Genomic DNA, 16510 nt, shown 5'->3' with positions numbered 1-16510 from the left:
CCCGAGCCCGAAACCTCAGCCCGGATAGAACGGGTCCGCATCGGTGACGGTGTGCGCCTGCGGCCGCCAGACCTCGCCCAGCTCGGAGGCGACCCACAGCCCACCCGCGTCCGCGACCAGGTTCTGCCTGCTCGGCGCCGCGGTGACGCCGTGCACCGGCGGGGTCAGGTTCGAGCCGCTGAAGGGGTCCATCCGCTGCCCGTCCAGCGGCACCTTGACCACCGGCAGCGAATTCGACGACGTCGCGACGATCAGGTGGTCCTGGGTCGCCCAGTCGACGTCGACGACGTCCTTGAGATCGCGTTCCTGCAGTTTCCGCGGCGCCCGCAGGGCCACCGAGTCCGCCGTCCGCACGATCGAGGCGACCACCAGCTGCCCGTTGACCACCGCGGCGAGCCGGGATCCGTCCCGCGAAAGGCGCAGTTCGGTGATCTGCCCCAGCCCGGTGAGCATGGTCGCGTCGACGCCGGCCTTCACCCAGCGGCCGTCCGCGGCCAGCGTGACCCGGGCGACGGTGTTGTGGTCGACCACCGTCCAGACCTCGCCGGAGACCCCGCCGCCGCCACGGGCGACCGGGCGCCAGGTGGGGCGGCTCAGGCTGCCGCCGAACAGGTCTACCGAAGCGAGGTCGTGTCCCAGGTCGCCGACCCGGAGCCATTGCCTGCCGTCGCGTTCTTCGACCACGGCGAGGCGTTTGCCGTCGACGGACTGCGCGGCGCTGACGACCTTGTACCCGCCGTTGCCCGCGGGCCCGCCGACCGGCTGCCCGTCGCCGAGCGACCGGACCCGCCCGTTCACGGTCATCAGGCCCAGCAGTTCCGAGTTGGGCGCGATGTCCACGTTGTAGTTGGGCAGTTCGCTGGAGCGCCAGTATTCGTGTTCCGGCACCAGCGCGGTGCCGTCGGCCAGCAGCCGGACCCGGCTCAGCGTCACCGTCTGCAGCGACAGGACGATCTGCGCGGCGATCAGGTTCCGGTCCACGAGGCTGGCCCCGCCGACGCCGGTCAGGTTGATGTCCAGTGTGCCGTCGTCCGTGCTGCGCACGTTGCTTTCGATGGTGACCTGGTCGCCGAGCAGGTCCTTGACCGCGCCCTTCAACCCCTCCGACGGGCCCTGCAGCACCAGGTCCATCACCCGGCCGGGCAATCCGGCCTGCGGTTTCGCCGCGACGTACCGGAGGTCGGGGACGAAGGCGCCGGAGTCCGGCGAGTAGAAGCTGATCGGCACCCGGAAGTAGTTGAGCGCGAAGTCCTCGTCGGTGACGGCGAGTTCCTGCGGCGGGTCCACGATCCGCCACTGGCCGTTCTGCTGCTTCCGCAGCTTGAACTGCTGCGAGTACTCGGCCTTCACCGGGAGGAACGCGCTGTCGGGGCTGAGGGTCCCGAGTTTGAACCCGCGGACGTTCACGACCTGCTCGTCCGGGTTCCCCGACGAAGACGACGTGTCGTAAACGGTGCCGAAGGTGTCGTCGATGATCGTCAGCCCCGGCGACGGCTTCCAGTTACGCCGGGCGTCGTCGTCGAGGTAGACGCGCGCGGCGGCGCTCGCCGTACCCGGCGCCGCCGAGTTGCGGATGAACTGGCGGGTGACGGTCAGCGGGTCGATCCCGGCCGCCGGTTCGGGGACGTCCGCCGGCGCCTGGCCGGGTTTGTCCCCGGACACGACGACGGGCTGGGATTCGAGCGGGATGTTCGCGCAGCCTGCGACCAGCAGGAACACCGCGAGCAGGACCAGCAGCCGTTTCACCGGCCGACCTCCTCGGGCTCGGCGAGGATCGCGTCGGGCGCGGGCCGGACTTCGAGCAGTCCGGACGACCCGTGCGTGTCGGTCGCCTTGTGATCGGGCGGGGGCAGGAGCAGCGGGCTCTCCCCCATCGGCGTGTCCTGGCGCCGCGGCAGCACGAGCCGGAAGCAGGCGCCGTGGCCGGGCTCGCCCCAGGCGTCGAGCACGCCGCCGTGCAGCCGGGCGTCCTCCTGGCTGATCGCGAGGCCGAGGCCGGTGCCGCCGGTCCGGCGGTTGCGGGACGGGTCGGCGCGCCAGAACCGGTTGAACACCAGTTCCGCCTCACCGGGCCGGAGCCCGACGCCGCGGTCCCGCACGGTGATGGCGACCGCGGTCTCGTTGACCGCCAGCGTCAGCACCACCGGATTCCCTTCGCTGTGGTCCACCGCGTTCGCCAGCAGGTTGCGCAGGATCCGCTCGACGCGGCGCGCGTCTACTTCGGCGGGTGCCTCCTCGTCCGGGAGGACCAGTTCGACCGAGCTTCCCGCGTTGCCCGCGATCACCCGGACCTGCTCGACGGCCCTGGTCGCGATCGGGCGGACGTCGATCAGCTCGGCCGAGAGCTCCTCGACACCGGCGTCCAGCCTGCTGATCTCCAGCAGATCGCCGAGCAGTGCCTCGAACCGGTCGAGTTCGTCGACCAGCAGTTCGGTGGAGCGGGCGAGCCCGGCCGGGAACTGCTCGCGCGACGCGTGCAGCACGTCGGCCGCCATCCGGACGGTGGTCAGCGGGGTGCGCAGTTCGTGCGAGACGTCGGAGGTGAACCGGCGCTGCAGCCCGCCGAACTCCTCCAGCTGGCGGATCTGCCGCTGGATGCTCGCGGCCATCTCGTTGTAGGACACGGCGAGTTTGGCCAGATCGTCCTCGCCGAGCACGGCGAGCCGCTGGTCGAGTTCCCCGCCCGCGAACTGTTCGGCCGCCGCGGCGGCCTGCCGGACCGGCCGGACCACCTGTCTGGTGACCAGGTTCGTGATCCCGGCGAGCAGGAGCAGCAGGACGAGCCCGCCGACGAGCAGCGTGTTCTGCACCGTCGAGACGGTGTTCTGCTCACTGGTGAGCGGGTACAGCAGGTAGAGCTGGAGCGGGTTGATCATCGTGCTCACCGGCGCGCCGACGATCAGATACGTCGTCTTGCCGCCGTCGGCCTCGGTGACCGTGTGGGTCAGGTAGCTGAGCTGCTCGGTCTCGACGAACTGGCGCAGCCGCACCGGCACCCGGTCGTAAGGACCGGCGGCCACCGGTTTGCTGGACTGGTCGCGGCCGCCCGCGGCCAGCACCGGCTCGAAGGTGCCCGCCGTCGATCCTGCGCCGTCCTGAGAGGACGTCGTGCTGGAGATCTTCTTCAGCGCGTTGCTCATCCGCGCGGTGAGCGCTTCCGGGCTTTCGGTGCCGACACCGACCAGCTCGGCGGCCGCGGTCTCGACGACCGCCCTGGTCTGGGCGATCGCCGCGTTCTGCTTGGTCTCGACCAGCCGATCGGTGATCTGGTTCTGCAGCACCATGCCCAGCACGAACACCACGGCCGACGACAGCGCCAGCGTGGACACGGTGACCCGGAACTGCAGCGAATACCGCCACAGTTCGTTGAACGACACGATCTTGCGGCGCACGAAAACCACGATGCGCCGGAACTGGCGCATCGTGGTCTGGGCGAGCCTTCGCAAGCGTCCGGTCATGGGGTGATCACGGCGGGCCGGCCTTGTACCCGACACCGCGAACGGTCAACACCACCTCGGGGTGCTCCGGGTCCTTCTCCACCTTCGACCGCAGCCGCTGGACGTGGACGTTCACCAGCCGGGTGTCGGCGGCGTGGCGGTAGCCCCACACCTGCTCGAGGAGCACCTCGCGGGTGAACACCTGACGCGGTTTGCGGGCGAGCGCGACGAGGAGGTCGAACTCGAGCGGGGTCAGCGGGATGGCCTTGCCCTCCCGCGTCACCTCGTGGCCGGGGACGTCGATCGCTAGGTCGCCGATCGTCAGCGACTCGGCGGGCTCGGCCTCGGTGCGGCGCATCCGGGCACGGACGCGGGCCACGAGTTCCTTCGGCTTGAAGGGCTTGACCACGTAGTCGTCGGCCCCCGACTCGAGCCCGAGGACGATGTCCACGGTGTCGCTCTTGGCGGTGAGCATCACGATCGGCACGCCGGATTCGGCCCGGATCGCCTTGCAGACGTCGATGCCGTTCATGCCGGGCAGCATGAGGTCGAGGAGGACCAGGTCCGGTTTCAGCTCACGAAGCGCGGGCAGCGCCCGTGAGCCGTCGGCCACGACGGCTGTGTCGAACCCCTCCCCACGCAGCACGATGGTGAGCATCTCCGCGAGAGCAGGGTCGTCGTCGACGACCAGAACACGTGCCTTCATAAACCTATGTTCGCACTAGTTTCCCCACGCGGGCGCGCGACCCGGCGATGTGACCACCAGAAAGATCATCGAATCGGGCAAATTGCTCCATCCGAGTAGGGTCTTCGGGCCCTAGAGACCGCGGCGGAGCCTGGTGAACGGCCTCGGGGAGTCGATCGCGAAGACACCGGTCAGCACATCGCCGCGGTGATAGGTCGCGACGAAGCGCTTCGAAGCCACGTCACCTTCGGCGATCCGCACGTCTTCCGTGGCCACTCCGGCGAATTGGAGCCGCCGTCCGTACTGATCGGACCAAAAGTAACCATGTCGTGCGAAATGCGTGACGGTCGAGCCGGCGAGCAGGTTCGCGACCGCGACGCCCGGCTGTTCCCCGGCCGCCGTCCAATGCTCGGCACGGACGCGTACGCCACGCAGCGGGCAGCGGTACCGCGCGACGTCACCCACCGCGATCACTCGGGGATTCGCTGTGACACAGCCGGAATCGACCAGCACCCCGTCGTCGACCGCGAGCCCGGAGCCGGTCAGCCATCCGGTGGCCGGCCGCGCCCCCACTCCGGCGACGACGAGATCGGCGCGGATCTCCCGGCCGTCGGCGAGCCGTACACCGGTGACCCGGCCGGTCCCGGTGAACCCGGCGACGGGGACGCCCGTGATCAGCCGGACGTCGTTCTCGGCGTGCAGTTCCCCGCACACCGCGCCCATCCGCGCGCCGAGGACGGGAGCGAGCGGCACGGGCATCGCCTCGATCACGGTCACTTCGTGGCCGAGCAGGCGGCACGCGGACGCGACTTCCGCGCCGATGAATCCCGCGCCGATGACGACGACCGCGGACGGCCCGGCCGCGAGAGCCTGTTTCAGGGCGACCGCGTCTTCGAGCGTTCGCAAGGTGTGCACGCCGTCCAGATTCCTTGCCGCGTCCAGGGTTCTGGGCACCGCACCGGTCGCGATGACGTAACCGTCGGCGGCGATCGTGGTGCCGTCGCCGAGTGTCACGCCCTCGCGGCCGAGCTTTTCGGCGCGGACGCCGAGGTGCCATTCGGCGGCCAGCGCGTCGAGGTCGTCCTGCCCGGCGAGCGCGATGTCGTCGGCGGAAACCTTGCCCAGCAAGAAATCCTTCGACAACGGCGGCCGGTCGTACGGCGCTTCGGCGCCGATCATCACCAGGCGCCCATCGAAACCTTGGGCGCGCAATTCCTGTGCCGCGCGGAGCCCCGCCAGGGAGGTGCCGACGACGGCGACGGTTCTCAAGCGACGTCCTGCCGCACCTCGGTGTCCACGTAGATCACCCCGTCGGCGACCACGACCGGGTACGTGCGCACGGCGTTCTTGGCGGGCAGGCAGTCCGGCGCACCGGTCCGCAGATCGAACCGCGCGGCGTGCAGCGGGCATTCGACGTAGCAGCCTTCGATCCAGCCGTCGGCGAGCGACGCGTCCTGATGGCTGCAGGTGTCGTCGAGGGCGTAATACGCGCCCTCGGAATGGAAGACCGAGACGGGCACAGGGCCCGCCAAGCGGACGGCTTCGCCTTCGGGCAGTTCGGAGACGGAGCAGGCACGGATCATCGGGGCCTCCGGGGAAAGGACCGACGGTTGTTGATGTTGCGTATTACGAGACGGGACGTGCTCTGCGCAACAATCACCCCCGAGGGGCCGGTGCGTCAAGGGATTCGCCCACTCAGCCGAGCGGATCCGGGCCAAACGGCTACTGTTGCGTCATGCGGAACCAGGACGCGGGGAACGCAACATCCAGCCAGGTGCAGTCCGTCGACCGCGCGATCAGCGTGCTGGAACTGCTGGCACGCAACGGGGAAACGGGGATCACCGAGATCGCGGGCGAGCTCGGCGTGCACAAGTCGACGGCCTCCCGCCTGCTGAGCGTCCTGGAGAACCGCGGCCTCGTCGAGCAGCTCGGCGAACGGGGCAAATACGCGATCGGGTTCGGCGTCGTCCGGCTCGCCGGCGCCGCCACCGGCCGGATGGACCTGGCGAAACTGGGCAGGCAGACCTGCCAGGGCCTGGCGGAGACGCTCGGCGAGACGGTCAACATCGCGATCGCCGACGACGGCGTCGCGATCAACGTCAGCCAGGCCCGCGGCTCGGCCGCGATCACCACGCAGAACTGGACCGGGCAGCGCACGCCCCTGCACGCGACGTCCAGCGGAAAGGTGCTGCTCGCGTACATGGGCGACGTCGAGCGCAAACGCTTGCTCCGGCGGAAACTCGAACAGTTCACACCGCGGACCACGGTCGATCCGGACGAGTTGACCGCGGAGCTGGAGCGGGTCGCCGAGGACGGGTACGCGGCCTGTTTCGAGGAGCTGGAGCTGGGGATGCACGCCGTCGCGGTGCCGGTGCACGGGCCAGGCGGCGACGTCGTCGCGGCGATGAGCGCTTCGGGCCCGTCGTACCGGCTTTCGAAACAGCGGGTGCGGCAGATCGTGCGACCGCTGACCGAGGCGTCGGCTGATCTTTCGGCGCAGCTGGGGTACTTCGCCGACTGAAGAGGCCGACCTTTTCGGGCTCTTGACAGCGCGCCCGCCGGTGCCGCACTTTGTTGCTGAAGACGGAACAACGTGCCTCATCCGCAACAGCGCCTGTCACCCCGATGCCTGATCGTCCTTTGTGGACTTTCCGGGCAGGCAGGAGGTACCCCTCACCATGCCCCCCGTACCCCGCGTCGTCGTGATCGGCGCCGGCATCGTCGGCTGCGCGCTCGCCGACGAACTCACCGAACGCGGCTGGACCGACGTCACCGTGCTGGAGCAGGGCGACCTGTTCGCCACCGGCGGGTCGACCTCGCACGCGCCCGGTCTGGTCTTCCAGACCAACGCCTGCCGCACGATGACCGAGTTCGCCCGCTACACCGTCGCCAAATACGGCACGCTCGACCTCGACGGGAACCCTTGTTTCCGCCCGGTCGGCGGGCTGGAGGTGGCCACGACGCCGGAACGGCTCGCCGACCTGGCGCGGCGGCACGGCTGGGCCACCGCGTCGGGGGTCGAAAGCAGGTTGATCGATCCCGGCGAATGCGCGACGCTGCATCCGTTGCTCGATCCGGCCAAGGTGCTCGGCGGATTCCACATCCCCTCCGACGGTTTGGCCCATCCCCTCCGGGCGGCCGAGGCACAGGCCCGCCGTGCGATCGGGCGCGGCGCGAAATTCCTCGCGCGGCAGAAGGTCGTCGGCGTCGAACGGTCGGCAGGCCGGGTCACCGGCGTGACCACCGAGACCGGGAGCTTCCGCGCGGACATCGTGCTCTCGTGCGCCGGGATGTGGGGGCCGGTGCTCGGCGAACTGGTGGACCTCACGATCCCGCTGGTGCCGATGGCGCATCAGTACGCGCGCACCAGTCCCCTGCCGTCACTCGCCGGCGTGACCGAGGAGGCCACGAGGCCGATCCTGCGGCATCAGGACGCCGACCTGTACTTCCGCGAGCACGTCGACCGGATCGGCATCGGCGCGTACGGTCACCGGCCGATGCCGTTGCCCGCCAAGGAAATCGGCTCCGGCGAGGGAATGCCCTCGGAGCTGACGTTCACCCCTGCGGACTTCGAAGCGTCGTGGGCCGCCGCCGTCGACCTGCTGCCTTCACTCGGCGAAACCAAGGTCGAGGAGGGCATCAACGGTCTGTTCTCCTTCACCCCGGACGGCATGCCGCTGCTGGGCGAACACCCCGGCCTCGACGGGTTCTGGGTCGCCGAAGCGGTCTGGATCACGCATTCGGCCGGGGTCGCGCGCGCCATGGCGCAATGGCTGGTCGACGGCAGGTCCGAAACGGATCTGCACGGTTGCGATCTCGCGCGGTTCGAGCGGGTGCAACTGGCGCCGGACCACGTCATGAAACGGAGCTGCCAGAGCTTCGTCGAGGTCTACGACATAGTCCATCCCTTGCAGCCCATGGAAGAACCACGGCCGCTGCGGACGAGTCCCTTCTACGAACGGCAAGCCGAACTCGGCGCGTTCTTCCTCGAAGCGGGCGGCTGGGAACGTCCGCACTGGTACGAGGCGAACGCGAACCTGCCCGAGGTCGACCGCGTCCCCGCGCGCAACGACTGGGCCGCGCGGTACTGGTCGCCGATCGGCGGCGCCGAGGCGCTGGTCGCGCGGCAGCGGGTCGCGATGTTCGACATGACGTCGTTGAAACGGGTGGAGGTCACCGGCCCCGGCGCGCTGCCGTTCCTGCAGACGATGACCACGAACCAGCTCGGCAAGAAACCCGGCTCGGTCACCTACACCCTGCTGCTCGACGAAGACGGCGGCGTGCGCAGCGATCTGACCGTCGCCCGGCTCGGCGCCGAACGGTTTCAGGTCGGTGTCAACAGCGCCATCGACATCGACTGGCTCCGGCGGCATCTCCCCGGCGACGGCGCCGCGCAGATCCACGAGACCACCCCGGGCACCTGCTGTATCGGGCTCTGGGGCCCGCTCGCGAGAGCCGTACTGCAACCACTGTCCACAACGGACTTCTCGCATCAGGCCATGGGCTACTTCAAGACGAAACAGGCGTACGTCGGCCATGTGCCGGTGACCGCGATGCGACTGTCCTATGTGGGCGAACTCGGCTGGGAGCTGTACACGAGCGCCGACCTCGGCCGCGAACTCTGGGACACGATCTGGGAGGCGGGGCAGGCGCACGGGATCATCGCCGCCGGACGGGACGCCTTCTCCAGTATGCGGCTGGAGAAGGGATATCGGCTGTGGGGCACGGATGTCACCACCGAGCACGATCCCTACGAGGCCGGTCTCGGTTTCGCCGTGCGGATGGACAAGGGCTACTTCATCGGCCGTGACGCGCTGGCAGGCCGTTCCGAGGAAACGGTGACCAGGAAGCTGACCTGCCTCACCGTCGACGATCCGTACTCCGTCGTGCTCGGCAAGGAACCGGTGTTCGCCGACGGCCGTCCCGCGGGATATGTCACGAGCGCCGCGTACGGCTACACCGTCGGCAAGAACATCGCCTACGCCTGGCTTCCGGTCGAGTTCGCCCAGCCGGGAACGCCGCTGGAGATCGAGTACTTCGGCGAGCGCATCCCCGCCGTCGTCGCGAACGAGCCCTTGTTCGATCCCGCCATGGCCCGGATCAGGAGTGCCGCATGAATCACTACGACGTCATCGTCATCGGCCTCGGCGGGATGGGCAGCGCCGCGGCGTACCGGCTCGTCCGGCGGGGACAGCGCGTGCTGGGCATCGACCGGTTCGCGCCCGTGCACAACCTCGGGTCCAGCCACGGCGGCTCGCGGATCACCCGGCAGGCGTACTTCGAGGATCCCGCATACGTCCCGCTCCTGCTGCGGGCGCACGAACTGTGGGAGGGCGTCGAACGCGATTCCGGGCGGAAGATCTTCACCCGCTGCGGCGGGATCATGCTCGGCGGTCCCGATTCGCGGACGGTGTCGGGCAGCCTCGCCAGCGCCCGGACCTGGGATCTGCCGCACGAACTCCTCGACGCGGCCGAGATCCGCCGCCGGTTCCCGACGATGAAACCGGCGGACCACGAAATCGCGCTGTACGAGGAGAACGCCGGCTTCGTGGTGCCGGAAGGCAGTGTGGCGGCGCATCTCCAGCTCGCCGCGCGGGCCGGGGCGGACCTGCACCACGAGGAGGAGGTCCTTTCCTGGCGGGAGACGTCCACCGGGGTCCGGGTGGGCACGTCGCAGAACTTCTACACCGCCGAGCAGCTGGTGATCTGCCCCGGCGCTTGGGCACCGGGCCTGCTCACCGAACTCGGCATCGAGTTCACCATCGAACGCCAGGTCCAGTACTGGTTCGCACCGTCGGGCGGGGTCGCGCCGTTCCGCGCCGAACGGCATCCGATCTACGTCTGGGAAGGCGAAGGCGGCCGCCAGTTCTACGGTTTCCCCTCCCACGACGACGCCGGAAGCGTGAAGGTCGCGTTCTTCCGCGGCGGCGAGCCCTGTACGCCCGAGACCATCGACCGGACGGTGCACGCCGGAGAGGTCGCCGAGATCTCGGAGTTCGTCGGGCGGAAGATGCCGGCACTGCCCGGCACGTTCCTGCGCGGGGCGACCTGCATGTACACCAACACGCCCGACGAGCATTTCGTCATCTCCCGCCATCCCGAGCACGAGCGGGTGGTGGTCGCCTGCGGCTTCTCCGGGCACGGCTTCAAATTCGTCCCGGTGGTCGGTGAGATACTCGCCGACCTGGTCGTGGACGGCACCACCGCGCAGCCGATCGGCCTGTTCGACCCCGCCCGGTTCGCCGGAGTCGCGAGATGACCAGTCTCATCCCGACGCTGGGCGGCGGCTACTACACCGACGCCGCGATCTTCGCGGCCGAGCAGGAGAAGATCTTCGAACGCCGGTGGTTCTGCGTGGTCCGGTCGGCGGATCTGCCGTCGGCCGGTGACTTCCGGACCGTCCAGGTAGGACGGGAGAGCGTGCTCGTCAGCCGAGGCCGGGACGGCGGGCTGCGGGCGTTCCTCTACGTCTGCCGCCATCGTGGCGCGCGGCTGTGCACGGAGGAAGCCGGCACGGTGAAACGCGCGTTCCAGTGTCCGTACCACGCGTGGACGTACGGGCTCGACGGCAAGCTGATCGCGGCGCCGAATCTGGCGAACCTCCCCGATATCGACCGGGCCGAGTACGGGCTGCACACCGTGCACCTTCGGGAGTGGCTGGGGTACGCGTGGGTCTGCCTCGCCGCGGACCCGCCGTCGTTCGAGGCCGACGTCGAAGGCGCGGTGCGCGAACGGCTGGGCGATCTGGAGTCGATCGAGCGGTACCGCCTCGACAAGCTGTCGGTCGGGCGCCGGATCACCTACGACGTCAAGGCGAACTGGAAACTGATCGTCGAGAACTTCATGGAGTGCTACCACTGCGCGACCATCCATCCGGAGCTGACCGAGGTACTGCCGGAGTTCGCCGACGGGTACGCGGCGCAGTACTACGTCGGCCACGGCGCCGAGTTCGGCGAGGACGTGGAGGGGTTCACCATCGACGGCCGTTCGGGCTTCGACCGGCTCGACGGTGTCGCGAACGACCAGGACAGGCGATACTACGCGATCACCATCCGGCCGCAGGTGTTCGTGAACCTGGTGCCGGACCACGTGATCTTCCACCGGATGTACCCGCTCGCGCCGGACCGCACGGTCGTCGAATGCGACTGGCTCTATTCGGAGGAGGTCGTGGCGTCAGGGCGGGACGTGTCACGGTCGGTGGAGCTGTTCCACCGCGTCAACGAGCAGGATTTCAACGCCTGCGAACGCTGCCAGCCCGCGATGGCGTCCCGCGCCTACCGCGGCGGCGGCGTGCTGATGCCCTCGGAACACCACATCGGCGAGTTCCACACCTGGCTACTCACGCATTTAGAGGCCACGCATTTAGAGGACGAAATGCGGTAGTTGCACGCGCAAGGACCGCATTCAGAGGACTAAGTGCGGAGGAGGGCGGTCGCGAGGGCGGGGGTGTCGACACCGGCGACGCCGTCGAGAACGTGCCAGGGCGCGAGCCAGTCCGTCGCGGCGAGTTCGTCGTAGACCACCGAGCACCGCTTCTGGAGCGCGTCGTCGGTCTCGAAGGAATCCCGCGCGCGGTCGGCGTCGGTCTCCGCGCGGCGCTGCGCGCGGTCGGCGGCGACGTCGGCGGTGACCCGGAGCAGCAGATGCGCGACGGGCACCGGCAGACCGAACCGGTCGATCTCCAGTTCCTTGAGCCAGCGCACGAACTCGCCGTCCGCGCCCTGATGGAGGCGGGCGGCGCCGTACGCGGCGTTCGACGCGACGTACCGATCGAGCAGCACGACGTCGTGATCGCCGAGCCGCGCGCGGATCTCGTCGGCCGCGCCGCGACGGTCGAGCGCGTAGAGCATCGCCATGCCGTAGACGGAGTCGGCGAGGTCGCCGTGGCCGCGGTGCAGCGCTTCCTTCACGAGGTCGGCGTGCACGCTCGCGCCGTAGCGCGGGAACGCGATGGACGTGACGCTCGCCCCGGCCGCGTTCAGCGCGCCGGTCAGCGCGTCGGCGAGCGTGCGCTTGCCCGCGCCGTCCAGACCTTCGATCACCACGAGTCGTCCCACGGGCCAAGAATATGACCAGCACCGCGAAGCGGTTCCATTGAGGGCGGTGGCGGGGGCATGGATGGATAAAGTGCCGTGGTCGACCGGCGGGCCAGACGGGTCAGCTCACGTCCGGCCCACCGGTCCGCTAGGGGACGCGCCTCTTCGAGTGCAGGAAGAAGCCGGCGACACCGATGAGGAGCAAGCCGCCGAAGATCAGCAGCGGGACGAAGCCGGTGTCCTGCGCGTCGGGCGCGGGGCCGCCGTCGCCGCGGGGCATCACTTGGGCGTTGTAACCGCCGGCCTTGCCCTCCTGGGCGTACGGCGAGCTCGCGAGCATGTCGCCGTAGCGGCCCGAGACGGTCTTCTGATACTCCGCGAGGGTGGCCGACGTGCCCGTCGCCGAGCCGCTGGCACCGGAGTCGAGCAGCGTCACCTGGCCGTCGCGCAGCGCGTACCAGGCGTCGACCTGGGGTTCGTGGAGCAGCGTCGCACCGGCGGGCAACCGACGCGCCAGCGCGCTTTCCCGGTCGCCCGACGCGATGTTGCCGACGCGCCAGGCGCCGTCGTCGCCGCGGACCGACCACACGGTCGCGGTCTGCCCGTCGGAGGCCGTCACCGGCACCGCCACGTAGGCGAGCCGTCCGGCGATCGCGCCGTCACCGGCGACGAAATCCCTCGAAAGCTCGTAAACCGGGAAGGATTCGTCGATGACGCTGACCGACGGCGCGTGGCTCGAACCACCCATCTGCGTGAAGAAGCGGCCGAGCTCCGCACGGAGCGTGGGGTCGTCGGCAGCCGCCTTCGCGGCCGCGAGATCTTCACCCGACAGGTGATCCGCGCGCGCTCCGGGCGCCGAGACCAGCAGCGCGACCGCGACCAGCCCGGCCAGCCCGAGGAACCGCCGCGCGCTCATCGCCGGATCCCGGTGAGCGTGTGGGTCCAGGTGAAGGACTTGTTGGCCGAGTAGAAGTCGTAGGTCGACCAGTTGTACCGGTTGCCGGTGGGCAGTGGATCCCCCCACGAGACCCACTTCCGGCCGGCGTCCGCGCCGTAGAGGACGTGCATGTGGCCGCCGCCCGAGGCCCAGCCGACCCGCGTCTGGACGGGTTTGCCGTCGCCGGTCTGCGCCTGGACGGCGGCGAAGGGGATGCGGCCCTTGACGTAGTTCCCCGGGGCCGAGAAGCCGAGCTTGCCGAACGCGCGCCGGACGTCGCCCAGCGTTCCGGGCTTGTCGGCGCACTCCCGGCGTCGCTCGTCGTGGGCGATCCGGCAGAATTCGTTCTGGGTGAGGGCCACGCCGTGGTGCGCCGCGATGGTGTTGCCGGAAGCCACCCAGCACCACTGGGACTTCTCCTGCGCCTGCATGGCGATGGGGTGCTGGCGGGCAGGCGGCGACGGCAGCGCGCTCGCCGGGGTCTGGATCGCCAGCCACGCCACGAGACTCGCGGCGCCGGCGGCGCAAACCCTCCTCGAGAACACAGGCACGACGGGCCTCCTGGTCACCATGGCGAACCAATGTGGTCACAACGGTGAACAGCAGGCTCACACTGAGCAAGATGGGCACTCGGCGGAACGGACCGTTCCGGGGCGTTTCCACACCCCGGAACGGTCACTCTTCCGGGGTCAACAACCCCGAACGGGGGACGTAGTGTTCACAGTGCGCTGCTAACGTGAACGTTCCGCGGTGTTCACGCTCAGCGCACACACTGGTCTGGTGAAGGGACGAGCGGTGACACGAGACGGTGCTGATACGTCCTCGGCGGGAAGGCTTGCCTCGGACGTGGACACCCCGACGATCATCGACGGCACGCGCCGTCAACCGCTCGAAGCCTTGCCCAAGGAACTCGTCGAGGCACTCCGCAGCGGCGAATTCCACCACGCGCTCCGCCAGGCGATCGCCTATCGCGGCCTGTCGCTGGCCCGGCTCCGTGCCCACCTGGGGCTCCGCGGTGTCCAAATCGGACAGTCGACGTTGAGCTACTGGCAGCGCGGATTGCGCCAGCCGGAGGTACCCAAGGCGCTCCCGGCCGTGCGTGCGCTGGAATCGGTGCTGCAGCTGCCGGCGGACGCGCTCGTGGTGCTGATCGGACCGCGGACGGCCCGGGCTCGCGGGCACCAGATGGCCGCGTCGTTCCACGACATCCGGTCCGGCGACATGGGCTCGATCGTCGACCAGCTGCTGGCCGAGCTGGGCGCGTACCCGTCTTCCAACCGGTACAACGCCGACCTCGAGATGCTCGCGGTGCACGACACGATCACCTTCGACGCCGCGCACCGGCAGGTCGGCCTCCAGACGCGGCTGGTGTGCCGGGCCCGGCGGCACGGCCCGGACCGGTACGTCACCGTCTACAACGGCGACCCCGGCTGCAACATCGGCGACGTCGAGCTGATCACCGCCGAGGGCTGCCGCGTCGGCCGGATCCGGCGCAACGCCGAAGCCGAAACGATGGCCACCGAGCTGCTCTTCGACCGGAAACTCGCCGAGGGCGAGATCCACGTGTTCTGCTTCGAGGTCCGCGACGACTCCGGCACCGCTTCGCCCGGCTACTTCCGGATGCTGCGGGACCAGTGCGCCAGCTACCTGGTGCAGCTGAAGTTCGCGCTCGGCGCGCTGCCCGCCCGCTGCACCCGGCAATTCCGGACGCGTGACGACGCCGTGCCCGTCGAGTCCGAAGAGCTGCCACTCGACATGGGCGGGGTGACCAGCGGTTTCTTCAGTGACGCCGGTCCGGGGCTGGCCGGCATCGAGGTGGAGTGGCAGTAGCGTCCCCATGCAATGAAAGGTCCTTTCCTCGCAAAATTTGCCAGGAAAGGACCTTTCATTGCAGCGGTCAGTACCGGTAGTGGTCGGTCTTGAACGGACCTTCGACGTCCACGTCGATGTACTCCGCCTGCTCCTTGGTCAGCTTCGTGAGCTCACCGCCGAGCGCGTCGAGGTGGATCTTCGCGACCTTCTCGTCGAGCTTCTTCGGGAGGCGGAAGACCTCCTTGTCGTACTCCTCGTGCTTGGTGAACAGCTCGATCTGCGCGATCACCTGGTTGGAGAAGCTGTTCGACATCACGAACGACGGGTGCCCGGTCGCGTTGCCCAGGTTCAGCAGGCGGCCCTCGGACAGCACGATGATGCTCTTGCCGTCCGGGAACACCCACTCGTCGACCTGCGGCTTGATGTTGATGCGCCGGATGCCCGGATAACGCTGCAGGCCCGCCATGTCGAGCTCGTTGTCGAAGTGGCCGATGTTGCCCAGGATCGCCTGGTGCTTCATGCGCGCCATGTGCTCGACGAGCACGACGTCCTTGTTCCCGGTGGTCGTGATGATGATGTCGGCCTCGCCGAGGACGTTCTCCAGCTTCTTGACCTGGTAGCCGTCCATCGCCGCCTGCAGCGCGCAGATCGGGTCGATCTCGGTGACGATCACCCGCGCGCCCTGGCCGCGCAGCGATTCCGCGGCGCCCTTGCCGACGTCGCCGTAACCGCAGACGACCGCGACCTTGCCGCCGATGAGGACGTCGGTGCCGCGGTTGATGCCGTCGATCAGCGAATGGCGGATGCCGTAGCGGTTGTCGAACTTCGACTTGGTCACCGCGTCGTTCACGTTGATCGCCGGGAACAGCAGCTCACCGGCGGCGGCGAGCTGGTAGAGCCGCAACACGCCGGTGGTGGTCTCCTCGGTGACCCCGCGGACGCCTTCGCCGATCTTGGTCCATTTGCCGGTGTCGGCGGCGACCGAGGCCCGAAGCAGTTCGAGGAACACGCGGAACTCGTCGGAAGTGTCCTCGTCCGGCGTGGGCACCACACCGGCCTTCTCGTACTCGGTTCCCTTGTGCACCAGCATGGTGGCGTCGCCGCCGTCGTCGAGGATCATGTTGGGACCTTCGCCGTCCCAGGTCAGCATCCGCTCGGTGCACCACCAGTACTCCTCCAGCGACTCGCCCTTCCAGGCGAACACCGGGACACCCTTGGGTTCCTCGGGGGTGCCGTGCGGGCCGACGACGATCGCCGCGGCGGCGTGGTCCTGGGTGGAGAAGATGTTGCAGGAGGCCCAGCGCACCTCGGCACCCAGCGCGACGAGGGTTTCGATCAGCACCGCGGTCTGTACGGTCATGTGCAGCGAGCCCGAAACGCGGGCTCCCCGCAAGGGATACACCTCGGCGTATTCGCGGCGCAGCGCCATCAGGCCCGGCATCTCGTGCTCGGCGAGGCGGATCTCCTTGCGGCCGAACTCGGCGGCCTCGAGATCGGCGACGGCGAACTCGATGCCGTTGCGGGTGTCGTGCCGCTTGGCAACGCTTTCGGGGGTCATATGCGCGCTTCCTCCAAGGTTGGATGACATCTGAACAGTACCGTT

14 protein-coding genes are annotated in these 16510 nt (G+C 69.1%); 5 read left to right on the top strand and 9 right to left on the bottom strand.

Annotation, left to right across the window (positions count from 1 at the left end; genetic code table 11):
- Positions 1-15: 15 nt before the first annotated feature.
- The 5 genes from ED92_RS20350 to ED92_RS20330 all read right to left on the bottom strand — a co-directional run bounded on the left by ED92_RS20350 (position 16) and on the right by ED92_RS20330 (position 5705).
- Positions 16-1746 carry an LpqB family beta-propeller domain-containing protein gene (locus tag ED92_RS20350; RefSeq protein WP_037341019.1) on the bottom strand — a complete coding sequence of 577 codons (1731 nt, stop codon included), beginning with the start codon at positions 1744-1746 and terminating at the stop codon, positions 16-18.
- A complete protein-coding gene (gene mtrB, locus ED92_RS20345) occupies positions 1743-3458 on the bottom strand; it encodes an MtrAB system histidine kinase MtrB (protein WP_037341016.1) in 1716 nt (571 codons plus the stop codon). Before mtrB ends, ED92_RS20350 begins: the two co-directional genes overlap by 4 nt.
- Positions 3459-3465: 7 nt before the next feature.
- Positions 3466-4143: an MtrAB system response regulator MtrA gene (gene mtrA / locus ED92_RS20340; protein ID WP_005150760.1), complete on the bottom strand. Its 678-nt coding sequence runs from the start codon at positions 4141-4143 to the stop codon at positions 3466-3468.
- Positions 4144-4254: 111 nt separating this feature from the next.
- On the bottom strand, positions 4255-5391 hold the full coding sequence (locus ED92_RS20335) for an NAD(P)/FAD-dependent oxidoreductase (protein ID WP_037341013.1): 1137 nt from the start codon (positions 5389-5391) through the stop codon (positions 4255-4257).
- Positions 5388-5705, bottom strand: a complete 318-nt coding sequence (locus ED92_RS20330) for a bifunctional 3-phenylpropionate/cinnamic acid dioxygenase ferredoxin subunit (protein ID WP_037341010.1) — start codon at positions 5703-5705, stop codon at positions 5388-5390. Before ED92_RS20330 ends, ED92_RS20335 begins: the two co-directional genes overlap by 4 nt.
- Positions 5706-5857: 152 nt before the next feature.
- On the opposite strand from ED92_RS20330, the gene ED92_RS20325 reads away from it, so the two are divergent.
- From ED92_RS20325 to ED92_RS20310, 4 genes are all read left to right on the top strand, one after another.
- On the top strand, positions 5858-6643 hold the full coding sequence (locus ED92_RS20325) for an IclR family transcriptional regulator (protein WP_037341007.1): 786 nt from the start codon (positions 5858-5860) through the stop codon (positions 6641-6643).
- Positions 6644-6800: 157 nt separating this feature from the next.
- The gene (locus ED92_RS20320; RefSeq protein ID WP_037341004.1) at positions 6801-9239 is read left to right on the top strand and encodes an FAD-dependent oxidoreductase; all 2439 of its coding nucleotides are present in this window, start codon (positions 6801-6803) and stop codon (positions 9237-9239) included.
- Entirely contained in the window at positions 9236-10381 is a 1146-nt protein-coding gene (solA, locus tag ED92_RS20315; RefSeq protein ID WP_037341002.1) for an N-methyl-L-tryptophan oxidase, read from the top strand. The genes ED92_RS20320 and solA overlap by 4 nt, the downstream gene beginning before the upstream one ends.
- The gene (locus ED92_RS20310; RefSeq protein ID WP_037341000.1) at positions 10378-11505 is read left to right on the top strand and encodes an aromatic ring-hydroxylating dioxygenase subunit alpha; all 1128 of its coding nucleotides are present in this window, start codon (positions 10378-10380) and stop codon (positions 11503-11505) included. The genes solA and ED92_RS20310 overlap by 4 nt, the downstream gene beginning before the upstream one ends.
- 29 nt (positions 11506-11534) lie before the next feature.
- Here ED92_RS20310 and ED92_RS20305 read toward each other — a convergent pair whose 3' ends face one another.
- The 3 genes from ED92_RS20305 to ED92_RS20295 form a co-directional block, all read right to left on the bottom strand.
- Positions 11535-12167 carry a dTMP kinase gene (locus ED92_RS20305; protein ID WP_081975908.1) on the bottom strand — a complete coding sequence of 211 codons (633 nt, stop codon included), beginning with the start codon at positions 12165-12167 and terminating at the stop codon, positions 11535-11537.
- A gap of 139 nt (positions 12168-12306) precedes the next feature.
- Positions 12307-13074 carry a hypothetical protein gene (locus ED92_RS20300; RefSeq protein WP_037340997.1) on the bottom strand — a complete coding sequence of 256 codons (768 nt, stop codon included), beginning with the start codon at positions 13072-13074 and terminating at the stop codon, positions 12307-12309.
- A complete protein-coding gene (locus ED92_RS20295; protein WP_037340996.1) occupies positions 13071-13640 on the bottom strand; it encodes a papain-like cysteine protease family protein in 570 nt (189 codons plus the stop codon). The genes ED92_RS20300 and ED92_RS20295 overlap by 4 nt, the downstream gene beginning before the upstream one ends.
- Before the next feature lie 250 nt (positions 13641-13890).
- On the opposite strand from ED92_RS20295, the gene ED92_RS20290 reads away from it, so the two are divergent.
- Positions 13891-14925, top strand: a complete 1035-nt coding sequence (locus tag ED92_RS20290) for a hypothetical protein (protein WP_052120762.1) — start codon at positions 13891-13893, stop codon at positions 14923-14925.
- Positions 14926-14992: 67 nt separating this feature from the next.
- On the opposite strand, the gene ahcY is transcribed toward ED92_RS20290, so the two are convergent.
- Complete coding sequence (ahcY, locus tag ED92_RS20285; protein WP_037340993.1) at positions 14993-16465, bottom strand: adenosylhomocysteinase; 1473 nt, start codon at positions 16463-16465, stop codon at positions 14993-14995.
- Between the last annotated feature and the right edge of the window lie 45 nt (positions 16466-16510).

Origin of the sequence: Amycolatopsis sp. MJM2582 (assembly GCF_000754115.1) — a bacterium.
GTDB lineage: Bacteria > Actinomycetota > Actinomycetes > Mycobacteriales > Pseudonocardiaceae > Amycolatopsis > Amycolatopsis japonica.
Note: the sequence above shows the minus strand (reverse complement) of the source record. Positions and strands in the feature narration are given on the sequence as shown.

Excerpts from the sequence above, each read along its gene's own strand:
- mtrA (WP_005150760.1), bottom strand. The coding sequence starts at position 4,143 with ATGAAGGCACGTGTTCTGGTCGTCGACGACGACCCTGCTCTCGCGGAG.
- mtrB (WP_037341016.1), bottom strand. The coding sequence starts at position 3,458 with ATGACCGGACGCTTGCGAAGGCTCGCCCAGACCACGATGCGCCAGTTC.
- ED92_RS20325 (WP_037341007.1), top strand. The coding sequence starts at position 5,858 with ATGCGGAACCAGGACGCGGGGAACGCAACATCCAGCCAGGTGCAGTCC.
- ED92_RS20330 (WP_037341010.1), bottom strand. The coding sequence starts at position 5,705 with ATGATCCGTGCCTGCTCCGTCTCCGAACTGCCCGAAGGCGAAGCCGTC.
- ED92_RS20300 (WP_037340997.1), bottom strand. The coding sequence starts at position 13,074 with ATGAGCGCGCGGCGGTTCCTCGGGCTGGCCGGGCTGGTCGCGGTCGCG.
- ahcY (WP_037340993.1), bottom strand. The coding sequence starts at position 16,465 with ATGACCCCCGAAAGCGTTGCCAAGCGGCACGACACCCGCAACGGCATC.
- ED92_RS20310 (WP_037341000.1), top strand. The coding sequence starts at position 10,378 with ATGACCAGTCTCATCCCGACGCTGGGCGGCGGCTACTACACCGACGCC.
- ED92_RS20320 (WP_037341004.1), top strand. The coding sequence starts at position 6,801 with ATGCCCCCCGTACCCCGCGTCGTCGTGATCGGCGCCGGCATCGTCGGC.
- solA (WP_037341002.1), top strand. The coding sequence starts at position 9,236 with ATGAATCACTACGACGTCATCGTCATCGGCCTCGGCGGGATGGGCAGC.